The following is a 13,967-nucleotide window of genomic DNA, read 5'->3' as shown; positions in this document are numbered from 1 at the left end:
GACAAGTTTTCGTTCATATTCGCCAGCTAGTGTGAGGCCATGAACGCTGATCTCAACACCGCTCTCGCTGTCTCCAAATCCGTATCGACCCAGCAGTCGATCGCTACGGCCGTCGTCAAGATGAACGCCGAAATGGAACAGTCGATTGTCAATATGATCGACGCGGTCGCCCGTTCCGCGCCGGCGCCCGACGGCCAGGGCCTGAAGGTCGACAAGTCGGCCTGATCGCCGGCGAACACGCCCACGCGTTTCACCGCAGACGCCTCCGACAATTTCAGTTTCAGTTGAATCGCATCGCAGCGGTTCGCGTTGGCTTTGCTTTACGGCTGCGGGTCTAGCCTGTGCCCATGAGCACAGACCTGACGACATCACTGGCAGCTGGCCGCTCAGTCTCGACGCAACAGTCGTCGATGCTCGAATTGCTGAAACAGCGCAACGAGCGTCAACAGTCGACAGTCAATGCACCCGAGGCGGTCACCCGCCCGCCCCCGCCCCCCGAGGGCCAGGGGCTGAAGGTAGACAAATCCGCCTGAGACGTCCGCGCCTCAGGCTTCAAGAAATGCTGAAACCTCCGCACGCGTCGGCGCGCCCAGCCGGCCGCCGAACCGCGTGCATTTGAGCGCTGCGGCAGCAGACGAAAAGCGGATAATCTCCGCCATGGACCAGCCCTCGGTGAGCCCCAGCGCGAAGGCACCGTGAAACACGTCGCCTGCCGCCAGCGTATCGATTGCCGCGACCTGTGGCGCCGGCGTATGCCGCACCTGCCCCGCATCCAGCCACCAGCACCCTTCGGCGCCCGCCGTCACCGCGACGAATGCCTGCTGGCTGTCGCCCAGCGCCGCTGCAGCCGCCTTGGGGCTGTCGGTGCCGGTCAGCAGTTTGGCCGCGCCTTCCGAGGCAACGATATGACTGGCGAGCGGCACCAGGTGTTCGAGCAGATCGCGGGGGGCCATGTCGGCGTCCAGAATACCGAAGATCCCGGCGTCGCGGGCAGCGGTGAGCGCCAGCTGCGCCGCTGCCGGCCAGCGCACATCGACCATCACCGCATCAAACCCATCGAGCGCCGGCACGATCTCAGGCGTCGATGTCAGCGCCGGGTCATAGCGCGGTACAATGATCGTATTGCCGCCCGCTTCCATCAGGATGGAGGCAAACCCGGAGGGCGCGCCAGGCACCGTGCGGATCTCGCCGCAATCGACGCCTTCACCAGAAATCTGGCTGACCAGCCGCGCCCCGATCGGGTCATCGCCGATCGATGCCCACAGCGCCGCCTGACCGCCCAGCCGCGTGATCGTCGTCGCCTGCGCCGCGGCCATGCCTTCAGCGACCTCAACCGCATCGAGCGGGATGACCTTGCCCGGCGCATCCGGCAGGCGATCGAGCCGGAAGATCGTATCCATCGCCAGCGCGCCGACGCAGAGGATCTTGGGCATCACGCGCCGCCGGTCAAAGCGGCGATCACCGCCCGGCCCTCGTCCGTGTCCCATTCCGCCGGTCCCTGCAGCACCGCGAGCTCGCACCCATCGGCATCGAGCAGCAGCGTCGCCGGCAGGCCGATTGCCACGGCCTCGTTCTTCAGCCGCTCAAAGGCCGCAAAGCTCGAATCCGCGTACAGCGGCAGGTTCTGGAAGCCGCCTTCGTCGAGAAACGCCTTGGCCTTTTCGAGCCCGCCCTCGCCGATATCGAGATTGACCGGCAGCACCATGAAATCATCGGAGTTGAGCTCGGTCGCCAGCGCGTCGAGCGCCGGCATCTCGGCGCGGCACGGCACGCACCAGCTGGCCCAGAAATTGACCAGCAGCGCCTTGCCGGCAAAATCGCCGATCGTCGTCTGCGCCCCGTCCGCATCGGCAAACGCCATATCGGCATAGCCGCGGCCGGTAGCGGTGCCGTTGAGCGCGGCAAGATGACCGACCGCGGCCAGATCGATGGCCCGCGCCCGTTCGGGCTGCGCGACGCATTGGGTGGCCTGTGCCGCGGGCAAGTTGCCAAGCCCGAACCCAATGGCTAGAGCTACGCCCGCAACGACCACGGCCCCGATCACGGGGCGGGGAACAGGGCTGCGCGGACGCGGTTCGGGACTCGATTGGGTCATTGACGAAACCTGGGTCTGAAGCTGGGAGACATTATGAGCAATAGCATGTGGGGCGGTCGCTTCGCCTCCGGCCCCGACGCCATCATGGAAGAGATCAACGCCTCCATCGGCTATGACCAGCGGCTCTACAAACAGGACGTGGCCGGGTCAATCGCTCATGCCCGAATGCTGGCCGAGACCGGCATTCTGACCGAAGCCGACCGCGACCAGATCATCTCCGGTCTAGAGGCCGTTCAGAAAGAGATCGACACAAACACGTTCACGTTCTCGCGCGCGCTCGAAGACATTCACATGAATGTCGAAAGCCGGCTGCGCGAGCTGATCGGCGACGCCGCCGGGCGCCTGCACACTGCGCGCAGCCGCAACGACCAGGTGGCCACCGATTTCCGGCTCTATGTCCGCGATGCCATCGACACGCTGCTGGCGCAGCTGAAGACGCTGCAGCTGGCGCTGGTGACCCGCGCCGAAGAGCATGTCGAAACCATCATGCCCGGCTTCACCCATCTGCAGAATGCCCAGCCGGTGACCTTCGGCCACCATCTGCTGGCCTGGGTCGAAATGCTCGGCCGCGACTTTTCGCGCCTCGAGGATGCCCGCAAGCGCCTCAACGAAAGCCCGCTCGGCGCTGCCGCACTCGCCGGCACGCCCTATCCGATCGACCGCGACATGACAGCGAAAGCGCTGGGCTTCGACCGGCCGACCGCCAACTCGCTGGACTCGGTGTCGGATCGCGACTTCGTGCTGGAGACACTGGCGGCCGCCTCGATCTGCGCCATGCACCTGAGCCGGTTTTCAGAGGAACTGGTGATCTGGAGCTCGGCCCAGTTCGGCTTCGTCAAGCTCAGCGACAAGTTCACCACCGGCTCCTCGATCATGCCGCAAAAGCGCAATCCGGACGCCGCCGAGCTGATCCGCGCTAAGATCGGCCGCATCATGGGCGCCCTGACCTCGCTGATGATCGTCATGAAGGGCCTGCCGCTCGCCTATTCCAAGGACATGCAGGAAGACAAGGAAGTCGCCTTCGACGCCCTCGACAGCCTCAGCCTGTCGCTGGCGGCGATGACCGGCATGGTCTCCGATCTGGTGGCTGTACCCGACCGCATGCGCGAAAGCGCCACCGCCGGCTATTCGACCGCGACCGATGTCGCCGACTGGCTGGTGCGCGAGGTGAATATCCCGTTCCGCGACGCCCATCACATCACCGGACAGATCGTTGCGCTCGCCGAACAGAAGGGCGTGGGCCTCGAAGGCCTGACCATCGAGGATTTCAAACTCGTCGATCAGCGGCTCGACAGCCGTATCCACAAGGTGCTGACCGTCGAGGCCTCGGTGGCGGCACGCGCGAGCTATGGCGGCACCGCCCCGGCGCAGGTGGCATTCCAGGCCGCGCGCTGGCGCGAACGGCTCACCGGCGAAAAGACCGAGCCGGTCGCCATCGGCAAGAAGCGCAAGCACGGACATGGTGACGGCGGGGCCTAGCCTCCGGTCATGGCGCGGCGCCTGCATCTTACAGCAGACCATGTCGCCCGGGTGCCGGTGATCGGTGACCCGGGCCCGGCGAACTACGCCGGCACGCGACCCGCGACCGATGCGGATTACGACGCGGCCGTCGACCATCTGATGGCCGGCGCCCCAGACGGCGAGTTCTGGATCTTTGCCTATGGCTCGCTGATCTGGAACCCGGCGACCGAATTCGACGATCAGCGCATTGCCGTAGCGCGCGGCTGGCACCGCAATTTCTGCCTGCACGACGAGCGCTATCGCGGCAATCCGGCCCAGCCCGGCCTGATGCTCTGCCTCGATCGCGGCGGCGCCTGTCGCGGCGTCGCCTATCGGCTGCCGCAGGATCGCATCCGCGAGAACATGGACAAGCTCATTCGCCGCGAGATGAGTGTGATCCCCAATGCCTTCCCGGGCCGCTGGGTTACCGTTGCCACCGAAACCGGTCCGCTCAAGGCACTGACCTTCGTCATCGACCGGCGCAATGCGCGCTATGTCGGCGGGCTGTCTCTCGACCAGCGGGCCGACCGGCTGGCCATCGCCAGCGGCTGGCGCGGCTCGATGGCGGAGTACGTTTTCGCCACGATCAGCAAGCTGGAAGACCTCGGCATTCACGACCGCAACCTGTGGTCGCTGCAAAAGCTGATCGCAGCGCGAATAGACTCGGCAACACACACCCGCAATGCCTGATTGAGGGGGAAAGGGGGTTTGGATTGCCGCGACTCGCGACCGCCCGTTTCGCCGCGATCCGACCTTCACCCCCATCCAAATAGCGGAAATCGTTCGATTTCTTCGATAATTGCAACGATTTGCAACACTTCAACGGCTGGTACTCAGCGCCGGTGACGCCGAAAATGGTATTGAAGCAGTGGTTGCCTCCGGATGCGCGCCTTAGGGTCTTTCCGTCGGGCGTCGTCTTTTTGAGATGGCGACTTACGGGACGCAGCCGTCGAACCGGTGTCGGTTGTCTGCATCGGTTTGAAGCTTGCGTCTACTAATGCTGCTGCTGGCAACGCTGGGGGGTGTTGTCAGATCAACCGGACCGAAGGTCTGGGCATCGGTGCGGTACTGACCGCCACCTGCAACTGCTGCTTCATTTCCTGCGACACTGGCGCGAACTCAACCGCGACAGGATCATCGCCGGACCTTGCCGCAGATCCGCGAACGATCAGGCTGCAACTTCGCCGTGAAACACGTAGCCGCGACCACGCACCGACACGATCGGCAGCGGCGTACCAGCCTTGCCGCTCTTGCGCCGCAGCCTCGAAATCAGGATGTCGATGCTGCGGTCCTTGAGGTCTTCCTCGCTGCGCCCGATGGCGAGGTTGAGGACGGCGCGCGAGACTGGCTCCTCGCCCCCTTCGAACAGCTTTTGCAGGATCTGCAACTCACTGCCGGTGAGTTTGAGCTTCTGATTGTCCGGCAGGACCAGCATGCCATTCTCGCGATCAAGCGCCCACGTGGCTGAAACCGGTGCCACATCCTGCCCTGCCTGCAACTGTGGGCGGAATATCGACAGCGTCATCCACAGGCTCGTCAGCGCGATACCCAGGGCCGAAAACGTGCCGACGACAACGGCAATCACGTAAAGCGCACCATCTCCATCGATGGGGAGCAGGGCGATCAGACCGCGCAGGAGTGCACCGAGATCTACGAACAGCAGCGCGCCAAGCGTGACGGTGGCCCACATGTGCCCCTGGCGCGCCCTCTTGAAGAAGAACGGCACCATGCGGACGCCGAAGACGAGAGTTGCAAGTGTCGAGGCTGCGACCCGGTGTTCGAATGTGCCACCGCTCAGATAAACCGCAAGGAACAAGACGCTCAGGATAGCTGCTAGCCAGAAATCAGGCACCACCGAGCGACGCTGGACCACCCTTACGCTGGACGACAGGAAGGCATAGCTGACGATCATGCCGACGTTGCCGACGGGCACTGAAACTGCAGGGATCGCTTCACGCCAGGCGAGCAAGGTCAATGACAGCGAAAGCAGCACGCCGCCGCCCGCCCACCAGAAAAGATGGGCCGGCGAGCGCCCGGTGCGCCAAACCACCAGCAGACACAGCAATGGTGCGAGACCGGAGGCCAGTAGCGCCAGGGGCACCAGATCGACAGACAGACTGGGGGTCGGCGGATACAAGGGTGCGTGCACTTTGACTAAAACCTGACTGGTTATTCTAGGTAGTGGCATGCCCGGGTGACAATTGACACAGGTCCGGTCGGCTTCCATTGCACCGGCTTTTCCCCTATTGGGTGCGGCGCGCCACGGCGGCGCCTACCGCAGGGGACTTCACGTGGTGCATTTTTTCCAGCGACGCGATGACCGGCTGTTTGCCGAGGACGTCGATCTGACCGAACTCGCTGGCAAGGTTGGCACGCCGTTTTATGTCTATTCGGCCGCCACTTTGCGCCGCCATGTGCGCGTGATGCGCGAGGCGTTTTCGGGCATCAACACGCTGCTGGCCTATGCGATGAAGGCCAATTCCAACCAGGCCGTGCTGACCTTGCTGGCCCGCGAGGGCGCAGGTGCCGACGTGGTCTCGGGGGGTGAACTGGAGCGCGCCATTGCCGCGGGCATTCCCGCCCAGCGGATCGTCTTTTCCGGCGTCGGCAAGACTTTCGCGGAAATGCGCCGGGCGCTCGAACTCGGCATCCACTGCTTCAACCTCGAAAGCGAGCCGGAACTCGAGCGGCTGAGCGATGTCGCGGTGTCCATGGGGATGACCGCGCCGGTCTCGGTGCGCATCAACCCGGACGTCGATGCCGGCACCCATGCCAAGATCTCGACCGGCAAGGCCGAGAACAAGTTCGGTATTCCTTTTGCAAGGGCCCGCGAGGTCTATGCCCGTATCGCCGCCCTGCCCGGCGTTCGCGCCGTCGGCGTCGACATGCATATCGGTAGCCAGATCACCGCGATGCAGCCCTTCGACAGCGCCTTCGCGCTGCTCGCCGAGCTGATCCGCGAACTGCGCGACGCCGGCCATGACATTCGTCACGCCGATGTCGGCGGCGGACTTGGCATTCCCTACCATCTCGACGAAACCGCACCGCCGGATCCGCTGGCCTATGCCGAAATCGTGCGCAAGCACATTGCTCCGCTCGGCATTTCGCTGGTGCTCGAGCCGGGCCGGTTGATCGCCGGCAATGCCGGAATTCTGGTCACCCGCGTCGAATATGTGAAGGAAGGCGGCAAGACCTTCGTCATCGTCGATGCCGCGATGAACGATCTGCTGCGGCCGACGCTGTACGAGGCGCATCACGACATCGAGCCCGTGTTGCATTCCAACCTGCCGCGCATCACCGCCGATATCGTCGGTCCGGTCTGCGAAACGGGCGACTTCATCGCCCAGGACCGGCAGATCGAAGGCGTCAAGGAAGGCGACCTGCTGGCCATTATGAGCGCCGGTGCCTATGGCGCGGTGATGGCCTCGACGTACAACTCGCGGCCGCTGGTGCCCGAAGTGCTGGTCGATGGCGCGCGCTGGCACGTCATTCGCCCGCGGCTGTCCGTCGACGCCCTGATCGGCCTCGACAGCGTGCCCGACTGGCTCTGACACTGATCTCACGGTTAACGCGGCGTTGAGCCTGAGACCAGTTTTGCATCCGGCTTGAAACCCGTCAGTGACGCTTGCTGCGTAGTGTGACGAGCGTGGCCCTGTAGCCATGACCCTGTTCGCATCAGCAAGAGGCATGACTTGCTCCGTCGCGTCGAAACCATCGCGTTTCCGGCAGAAGCCGAAGCGCCAGACGAGTCCTCGCTGCCGCCCGCACCCGCCAGCGCCCGTCCCATTGCCGACAGGCGCAAGACCGAGCGGCGCGGCATGGATCAGCTGCGCACCGAGGCGCTGCAGGCCGTCATCTCGCAGGTCGAAGACAATCGTTTCGGTGGGCTGCGCGACCGCATCAGTCTGCGCGGTGGCTATAGCCGCCTGCGCCTCGCCATGGTCGGTATCGCCGTCGTCGCCGCGGGCCTTGCGGCCTTTTTGTCGCTGCAGCCGCAACCGGCCCCGCCCGCCCCTGCACCCGTTGAAGCGCCGCCCCCGACCGTCATTCACGAACCGATGACGCGCGTGCTCGTTGCCCGCAATACTGTAGGCATCGGCCAGCGCCTGTCGCAGGCCTCGCTTGGCTGGGAAGACTGGCCCGAGGCCGCCGTGCGCGCCGAATTCATCACCGAAGTTACCGCCCCTGAGGCGATCGAGCAGGTGTCCGGTACCCTGGTCCGCCAGCCGTTCTATGCCGGCGAACCCATTTTGCCGCAAAAACTGCTGGACGAAGGGTCAAGCTATCTCGCCTCGGTCCTGAGCGAGAACATGCGCGCTGTATCCGTGGAAGTGGCTGCGCAATCGGCCTCCGGCGGCTTCATCGTGCCGCTCGACCGCGTCGACGTGATCCTGACCCGCGGCAGCGAAACCCGCTCGGTGTCCGAGACAATTCTGCGCAATGTGCGTGTGCTGGCGATCAACGACCGGCTCAGCGCCCAGCCTGCCGGCAACCGTAGCGCTCAGCCGGGGATGGAAGGGGACGACCTGCAACCCGTCCCGGCACAGGCCGATGCGGAGGGACCGCGTCAGGACCTGTTCTACAACACGGCCATCGCCACGCTGGAGCTCGACCCCGAGCAGTCCGAGATGGTGACCAGCGCCGTGACCAGCGGACGGCTGTCGCTGGTGCTGCGCCCCGCCGCGACGGAGGCGACGGTGCCGCGGCTCTCGGAGCAGACCGCCAACCAGCGCATTCGCATGACCAGCCCGTTCTGGACCAACTGACAGTCGATTGCAGCGGTCGCCTGTTAAGGGGCCGTTGACCAAACCCTCAAATAATGACCCCGCAGCGGATTCTCTGGCAAGGCGACGAACGTGACGGCTCCCTCCACTATTTTCGCAGCATCTTTCGCGCGCCAGATCCGGCACTGGACGCTTTGCGTTCTGAGCGGGCTGATGCTGTTGCTCGCCAGCCTGCCGGCCGCAGCGCAGACGGTAGAGTACGATCTCAGAACGACCTCGGTGATGCGCATCAACCTGCCGGTCTCGCAGGCCGTGACGGTCGTGGTGTCCGGCCCGGTTGGCAAAATCGTTTCGGCCGACCCCTCGATTGCTGAGGCCCAGCCGATCACCGATCGCTCGCTTTATCTGGTCGGCCGCGGCTTCGGCACGACCACCGTGAACCTGTTTTCGATCGAAGGTGCACCCGTTGGGCTGCTGGCCGTCGAAGTGGGAGTCGACACCTCGGACATGGCGCGCTCGATCCGCGCCGCAGTGCCCAACTCCAAGGTGACCGTCTCGACCGTCAACGGTCGTATCCGCGTCGGCGGCACCGTGGCCGATGCAGACGCCATGCAAAAGGTGCTGCAGATCGTCGACCAGTACGGCAGCCCCGCCGTGATCAACACCATGACGGTGACCGGCGGACAACAGGTCAATCTTGAGGTGCGCATCTTGGAAGCTCAGCGCGATGCCGGCCGCGAGCTCGGCCTGCGCTGGACCGGCAGCGGCAACGGCTTCTCCGCCTCGATTGGCTCCACCGATCCGAACCGGCCCTCGGCCAATGCCGGCTCGTTCTCCTCCTTTATCACCAGCGTCATCGCCGGCGGCGGCGTGAACATCTCGGCGATCATCAATGCGCTCGAGACCAAGCAGCTGATCCGCACCCTGGCCGAGCCGAACCTGACGACACTTTCCGGCGTCAAGGCGAGCTTCCTCGCCGGTGGGCAGGTGCCGGTGCGCACCCGTACCGACGAGAACACCGTGGCGCTCGACTATCGCGATTTCGGCGTGCGGCTGGTCTTCACGCCAGTCGTGATGGAAGGCGACCGCATCCAGATCCACCTGACGCCCGAAGTCAGCGGCATCAATGGCTATACGACCGCCGGCGACCCGATCTTCAATACCCGCAATCTCGATGCCACGGTCGAACTGCGCGATGGCCAGAGCTTTGCCGTCGCCGGTCTGCTGCAAAACGAGGTCGGCCTGAGCCAGGACCAACTGCCGTGGATCGGCGACGTGCCCATTCTCGGCTCGCTATTCAAATCCTCGAGCTACCAGAAGCGCGACACCGAACTGGTGGTGATCGTCACCCCCCGCCTGGTGCAACCGGCGGTGCCGGGCCAGGTTCTGGCGACGCCGCTCGATGCGACCCGCCCGGCCAATGACGCCGAGTTCTTCGCCCTCGGGCAGATGGAGGTCACCCCCAAGATGGTGCAGTCGATCCGCACCGGTGCCGGCGTTGCCGGTCCCTTCGGCCATATTATCGACGTGGCCCCGCGAGGTGACAAATGAGCCCGTTCCGCCGCATGACCACGGTAACGCTTGCCGGCGGCCTGCTGCTGCTGCTCGGCGGCTGCATATACGATTACACCCAGCGCACCGACCGCGTGAGCTACAACGCCGGTGACGCGGTCAAGGCCAATCTCGAGGCGCAGACCACAGATCCGTCGAAGGACTCGATGTATCGCACCGATGGGCTTGGCAAGAACGGCGCTGTCGTCGGGCAAGGCGAAGACGATGCGCCGCCGACCACAACGACCCCGGTCCCCTAGTCGGAGGCCGGTCAGGCTAACGGCCGCCCGGCTTGGCCGTCAGGCGCGGTTTTGCGCTGCGGCATTGGCCAGCAGCTGCATGTTGTTGGCGACGACCAGATTGTTCGGCTCAAGCGCCTTCGCCTTGCGGAAGTTCACCAGCGCCTGGTTGAAATTGCCGCGCAGCATGTAGGAATAGCCGACATTGTTGTAGTACTGCGCCGTGCCGCCCTTGAGCTCGTACAGCGTCGCATAGACCCGGTCTGACAGGTCAAACCGGCCAAGCTGGTCATAGGATGCGCTGAGCCCGACATAGGCATCGGCATTCTTTGGCGACATCTCGACCGCGCGTTTGTAAAAGGCTGCCGAGTAGCCGTAATTGGCATTTCGGAAATGGTGGCGCGCCTCGGCCAAGGCCCCGTCGGCGGTATAGGTCTCGATATTGGAGACCTCGGCCACCGTAACCTTGTTGTTGCCATAGGTGCTCAGCCCGCCGAAGCCGCTGCTACAGCCGCTGATTGCAACGGCCCCAACCACCAGCACGGCACCGAGTCCGAGAGTGCGTGAAAGAACTTTGGTCATACGCTTCTGCCCCAGAAAAGACGCCACTTCGGGCGCCCGTCGTCCACGGAGAGAAGTCTATGCCAATCCGGCCGGAGCTTTGGTAAACGGCGCGTAACGGCCCGCATTCATGGCTAACAGCCGGTTACCGCCGGCCTGCGCTGTTCTTCAGCCCAGCGCCCGGCGGGCCAGCGGAATGATCTCGACAGGCTTGCCGGCCAAGGCGTCCTCGACCTTTTCCATCAGCCCCGCGAGCGTGAAGGGCTTGGGGATGACGTCATAGATCAGCGCATCGAGCCCATGCGCGCGTTCGCGCTGTTCGGCAAAGGCGGTCATCAGCATGATGGTGACATCTGGGTGCGAGGCACCAACCGACAGTGCCAGCGCGATGCCATCCATCACCGGCATCTTGATGTCGCTGAGCAGCAGGTCGAACCGGCCATCTTCCTCGGCCATGATCTCGGCTGCGAGACCGCCATCTTCCGCCTCGACCACTTCATGGCCGGCAAGCCCCAGGGCCCGCGCCACAAAGGAGCGCACTGCGTCATCGTCTTCGGCAATCAGGATACGAGCCATGTCTTTGTCCACGCTATCGTCGTCAGGTCGGGTTTCGGGGCGGAATCGCACCCTTGGCAAAACTCAGATGGACCGACGCGGCGGCGAGCGGCGGACCGGACAGTTCGGTACTAACTGGCAGGCTTTCGCCTGGTTCCAGTTCGCCGACCCGAGGCAGGACGCTCCATTGATACAATTCGCCCCCGGCCTCGTCCATCAGTGTAACCACCATCGCCGGCACCGGGGTCGCCCGGTCGGCAATGGAATTGATCTTGGCGTCGACCTCGATCAGGTTGACGCCATCGCGCCGGCTGATGAGGGTTTTGACGTCGGAAAATTCGAGTCCCACCACGTTCACCTTCAGTCCGACCGCGGCATAGAGCGCCGCCATGTCCGGCACGGCGCCGACGATCGGCGCGCGGAAGGCGAAGAGCGTCACAAGCACCAGCGCCAGCGTGCTGAGCGAGACGACGCGCGCCACGCGCCGGACCCGCGCGGCCGGCAGTCGTTTGGCAACGAGGCGCTGGCGTCGCGCAAACGCCCGGAGCGATTTGCGCATCCGCGCCCGCGCCGCAGCAGCCGCGTTTTTCGCGGGCGCTTCGGCAGGTTCCGCATCCGTCGCGTCATCTGTTGCATCCTCCGGCTTGCCACCGATGGCCGACTGGATTTCTGCAATGGTGCGCAGCATCTCCGCTGAGGGCTTTTCACCCTTGGGCAGCATCTGGCGCAGCCGCGGCGGTAGCGCGGCCAGAGCTTTTTCCTCTTCCGTCATGAACTCGGCGTCGAGGTCTTCCTCGTCATCCGGTGATGCTGCTGGTTGGGCCGGCGGCAGCGCGCGCGCTGTCCAGGTCTTGCTGCAATGCGCGCACGCGACCTTGCGGCCGTCCTTCCCGACGGTATCGGGAGGCACCTGATAGCGGGTCCGGCAATGCGGACACTCGATCACGATGGTTTGCGGTTGCGCGCTCGACATGCCGGACCCTACGCACCGGTCAGTTAAGTTTGCGCAAACTGGGCTACAGATCGCGCTTGTGACCAAGATTTGGCTCGATTTGTGGGGAACAAGCCCGGGCACGCGGCATAGCCGCTGTTATGATGCGACTGAACTGATTCGGAGCGGCACAGCCGGTGATCGAGTTTTCTAAGGTTGGCTTGCGCTATGGACAGGGCCCCGAGATCCTCAAGGATCTCAGCTTTCGTATCGAGCCGGGGTCTTTTCATTTCCTGACCGGGCCCTCCGGCTCGGGCAAGACGTCGTTGCTCAAGCTGCTGCTGCTGTCGCTGCGCCCGACGCGCGGCCGGGTGACGCTGTTCGGCAAGGACACCTCGGCGCTCGACCAGGACGCGCTACTGCAGATGCGCCGCCATATCGGCATCGTGTTCCAGGAGTTTCGCCTGCTCGACCACCTGACGACCTATGAGAACGTCGCGCTGCCGCTGCGCGTGCAGGGCGAACCGGAAAGCGCCTATCGCGCCAATGTCACCGAACTGCTCGAATGGGTCGGTCTGGGCGAGCGGCTCGATGCGCATCCCGCCGTGCTCTCGGGCGGTGAAAAGCAGCGCGCCGCGATTGCCCGCGCCGTGATCGGCCGTCCCGATATCCTTCTCGCCGACGAACCCACCGGCAATGTCGACCCCGAACTGTCGTTGCGTCTGGTGCGGCTGTTCGCTGAGCTCAACAAGATGGGCACCACGATCATTCTCGCGACCCACGAACTGCCCCTGCTCGACAATTTCCCCTTCCCCCGCATCACGCTTAACGACGGGCAGGTCAGCTTCGATGGTTGATCTGCATTTGCCCAAGGGCCTCTCGATGCCCGGCTTTGCCAGCCGTGAGCGCAATGCCGCGATCGTTCCCGAACGCTCGGTGGCCGGCCGCACCCTGGTGCTGCTGATCGCCATCATGACCTTTTTGTCCGGGGTAACCCTGGGCGGCGTGGTGCTGGTGCAGAAGTCCGCGCTCGCCTGGTCGTCCGATGTCGGCCGCGAGGTGACGATCCAGCTCCGCCCCGTCGATGACGAGGTGATGGAGTCCAACCTGCGCACTGCGGTCGCCCTCGCCGAAGCGACGCCTGGCGTCGCCAATGCGCGCGCCCTGACGCTGGAGGAAAACCAGCAATTGCTCGAGCCCTGGCTCGGGGCCGGCGTCGATCTCGGCGCCATCGACATTCCCCGCCTCGTGGTGGTGCAGCTCAGCGACCCGGCAGAAACCGATCTCGACAAGCTCACCAGCGACATCGCAACCATCGAAGGCGCCAGTCTCGACACCCACGCCGCCTGGCGCCAGCAGCTCAATGTCATGGCCGGAACGGTCGTCGCCTCCGGTCTGCTGGTACTGGCGCTGATCGTCGCCGCGACCGTCCTCGCCATCATCTTCGCAACGCGCGGCACCATGTCCTCGAACCGCGAGATCGTCGACGTGCTGCATTTCGTCGGCGCTTCGAACAGCTTCATCGCCGGCGAATTCCAGGGCCGCTTCCTCACCATTGGCTTTCGCGGCGGCATTGTCGGCGGCGTCGCGGCCATCGCCTTCTTCTTTCTGGTTGGCCTCGCAGCCGGATCGGTGGTGCCCAACGAGGCAAGCCAGCAGCTCGGCGTGTTGTTCGGCCGCTTCGCCCTCGGCTTCGACGGGCTGCTCGGCATTCTTGCGGTGATTCCGGTGATCGCTGCCGTGACCGCCATCACCTCGCGCATGACCGTGCGCCGCTTCCTGCAAAAGACCTCCTGACCCTCAGCAGCCAA

General features: G+C 64.6%; 15 protein-coding genes. 9 read left to right on the top strand and 6 right to left on the bottom strand.

What is annotated here, in order from left to right; genetic code table 11:
* Positions 1 to 39: 39 nt before the first annotated feature.
* Positions 40 to 225 (top strand): hypothetical protein, encoded by a 186-nt coding sequence (locus ACN0TK_RS01360; protein ID WP_417307633.1) that lies wholly within the window; start codon positions 40 to 42, stop codon positions 223 to 225.
* A 320-nt stretch (positions 226 to 545) separates the two neighbouring features.
* On the opposite strand, the gene ACN0TK_RS01355 is transcribed toward ACN0TK_RS01360, so the two are convergent.
* Both ACN0TK_RS01355 and ACN0TK_RS01350 read right to left on the bottom strand, forming a co-directional pair.
* Positions 546 to 1,433: a PfkB family carbohydrate kinase gene (locus tag ACN0TK_RS01355; RefSeq protein ID WP_417307632.1), complete on the bottom strand. Its 888-nt coding sequence runs from the start codon at positions 1,431 to 1,433 to the stop codon at positions 546 to 548.
* Positions 1,433 to 1,984, bottom strand: a complete 552-nt coding sequence (locus ACN0TK_RS01350) for a TlpA family protein disulfide reductase (RefSeq protein ID WP_417307631.1) — start codon at positions 1,982 to 1,984, stop codon at positions 1,433 to 1,435. Before ACN0TK_RS01350 ends, ACN0TK_RS01355 begins: the two co-directional genes overlap by 1 nt.
* Positions 1,985 to 2,128: 144 nt before the next feature.
* Here ACN0TK_RS01350 and argH point away from each other — a divergent pair, with 144 nt between their 5' ends.
* Together argH and ACN0TK_RS01340 are read left to right on the top strand one after the other, a co-directional pair.
* Complete coding sequence (gene argH / locus ACN0TK_RS01345) at positions 2,129 to 3,574, top strand: argininosuccinate lyase (RefSeq protein ID WP_417307630.1); 1,446 nt, start codon at positions 2,129 to 2,131, stop codon at positions 3,572 to 3,574.
* A 9-nt stretch (positions 3,575 to 3,583) separates the two neighbouring features.
* A complete protein-coding gene (locus tag ACN0TK_RS01340) occupies positions 3,584 to 4,285 on the top strand; it encodes a gamma-glutamylcyclotransferase (RefSeq protein ID WP_417307629.1) in 702 nt (233 codons plus the stop codon).
* A gap of 478 nt (positions 4,286 to 4,763) precedes the next feature.
* On the opposite strand, the gene ACN0TK_RS01335 is transcribed toward ACN0TK_RS01340, so the two are convergent.
* Positions 4,764 to 5,822: a helix-turn-helix domain-containing protein gene (locus ACN0TK_RS01335; RefSeq protein ID WP_417307628.1), complete on the bottom strand. Its 1,059-nt coding sequence runs from the start codon at positions 5,820 to 5,822 to the stop codon at positions 4,764 to 4,766.
* Positions 5,823 to 5,889: 67 nt separating this feature from the next.
* On the opposite strand from ACN0TK_RS01335, the gene lysA reads away from it, so the two are divergent.
* From lysA to ACN0TK_RS01315, 4 genes are all read left to right on the top strand, one after another.
* Positions 5,890 to 7,146, top strand: a complete 1,257-nt coding sequence (gene lysA, locus ACN0TK_RS01330; protein WP_417307766.1) for a diaminopimelate decarboxylase — start codon at positions 5,890 to 5,892, stop codon at positions 7,144 to 7,146.
* A gap of 141 nt (positions 7,147 to 7,287) precedes the next feature.
* Positions 7,288 to 8,361, top strand: a complete 1,074-nt coding sequence (cpaB, locus tag ACN0TK_RS01325; RefSeq protein ID WP_417307627.1) for a Flp pilus assembly protein CpaB — start codon at positions 7,288 to 7,290, stop codon at positions 8,359 to 8,361.
* Between the two features lie 90 nt (positions 8,362 to 8,451).
* Positions 8,452 to 9,870, top strand: a complete 1,419-nt coding sequence (locus ACN0TK_RS01320; RefSeq protein ID WP_417307626.1) for a type II and III secretion system protein family protein — start codon at positions 8,452 to 8,454, stop codon at positions 9,868 to 9,870.
* Complete coding sequence (locus tag ACN0TK_RS01315) at positions 9,867 to 10,130, top strand: hypothetical protein (RefSeq protein ID WP_417307625.1); 264 nt, start codon at positions 9,867 to 9,869, stop codon at positions 10,128 to 10,130. The genes ACN0TK_RS01320 and ACN0TK_RS01315 overlap by 4 nt, the downstream gene beginning before the upstream one ends.
* Positions 10,131 to 10,169: 39 nt before the next feature.
* Here ACN0TK_RS01315 and ACN0TK_RS01310 read toward each other — a convergent pair whose 3' ends face one another.
* The 3 genes from ACN0TK_RS01310 to ACN0TK_RS01300 all read right to left on the bottom strand — a co-directional run bounded on the left by ACN0TK_RS01310 (position 10,170) and on the right by ACN0TK_RS01300 (position 12,264).
* Complete coding sequence (locus tag ACN0TK_RS01310; RefSeq protein ID WP_417307624.1) at positions 10,170 to 10,691, bottom strand: tetratricopeptide repeat protein; 522 nt, start codon at positions 10,689 to 10,691, stop codon at positions 10,170 to 10,172.
* 147 nt (positions 10,692 to 10,838) lie between these two features.
* Positions 10,839 to 11,246, bottom strand: coding sequence for a response regulator (locus ACN0TK_RS01305; protein ID WP_417307623.1), 408 nt, complete (start codon positions 11,244 to 11,246; stop codon positions 10,839 to 10,841).
* 22 nt (positions 11,247 to 11,268) lie between these two features.
* Complete coding sequence (locus ACN0TK_RS01300) at positions 11,269 to 12,264, bottom strand: MJ0042-type zinc finger domain-containing protein (RefSeq protein ID WP_417307622.1); 996 nt, start codon at positions 12,262 to 12,264, stop codon at positions 11,269 to 11,271.
* Positions 12,265 to 12,353: 89 nt separating this feature from the next.
* Between ACN0TK_RS01300 and ftsE the strand changes: the two genes are divergently transcribed.
* Entirely contained in the window at positions 12,354 to 13,013 is a 660-nt protein-coding gene (gene ftsE, locus ACN0TK_RS01295; protein ID WP_417307621.1) for a cell division ATP-binding protein FtsE, read from the top strand.
* The gene (locus tag ACN0TK_RS01290; RefSeq protein ID WP_417307620.1) at positions 13,006 to 13,953 is read left to right on the top strand and encodes a cell division protein FtsX; all 948 of its coding nucleotides are present in this window, start codon (positions 13,006 to 13,008) and stop codon (positions 13,951 to 13,953) included. The genes ftsE and ACN0TK_RS01290 overlap by 8 nt, the downstream gene beginning before the upstream one ends.
* Positions 13,954 to 13,967 lie beyond the last annotated feature (14 nt).

This window comes from Devosia sp., assembly GCF_048261455.1.
GTDB lineage: Bacteria > Pseudomonadota > Alphaproteobacteria > Rhizobiales > Devosiaceae > Devosia_A.
This window is presented reverse-complemented; position numbering and strand designations above follow the sequence as displayed.

What these genes read in the sequence shown, in the direction of transcription:
- ACN0TK_RS01360 (WP_417307633.1), top strand. Translation starts at nt 40, where the DNA reads ATGAACGCTGATCTCAACACCGCTCTCGCTGTCTCCAAATCCGTATCG.
- ACN0TK_RS01355 (WP_417307632.1), bottom strand. Translation starts at nt 1,433, where the DNA reads ATGCCCAAGATCCTCTGCGTCGGCGCGCTGGCGATGGATACGATCTTC.
- argH (WP_417307630.1), top strand. Translation starts at nt 2,129, where the DNA reads ATGAGCAATAGCATGTGGGGCGGTCGCTTCGCCTCCGGCCCCGACGCC.
- ACN0TK_RS01340 (WP_417307629.1), top strand. Translation starts at nt 3,584, where the DNA reads ATGGCGCGGCGCCTGCATCTTACAGCAGACCATGTCGCCCGGGTGCCG.
- ACN0TK_RS01335 (WP_417307628.1), bottom strand. Translation starts at nt 5,822, where the DNA reads ATGGAAGCCGACCGGACCTGTGTCAATTGTCACCCGGGCATGCCACTA.
- ACN0TK_RS01315 (WP_417307625.1), top strand. Translation starts at nt 9,867, where the DNA reads ATGAGCCCGTTCCGCCGCATGACCACGGTAACGCTTGCCGGCGGCCTG.
- ACN0TK_RS01310 (WP_417307624.1), bottom strand. Translation starts at nt 10,691, where the DNA reads ATGACCAAAGTTCTTTCACGCACTCTCGGACTCGGTGCCGTGCTGGTG.
- ACN0TK_RS01305 (WP_417307623.1), bottom strand. Translation starts at nt 11,246, where the DNA reads ATGGCTCGTATCCTGATTGCCGAAGACGATGACGCAGTGCGCTCCTTT.
- ACN0TK_RS01290 (WP_417307620.1), top strand. Translation starts at nt 13,006, where the DNA reads ATGGTTGATCTGCATTTGCCCAAGGGCCTCTCGATGCCCGGCTTTGCC.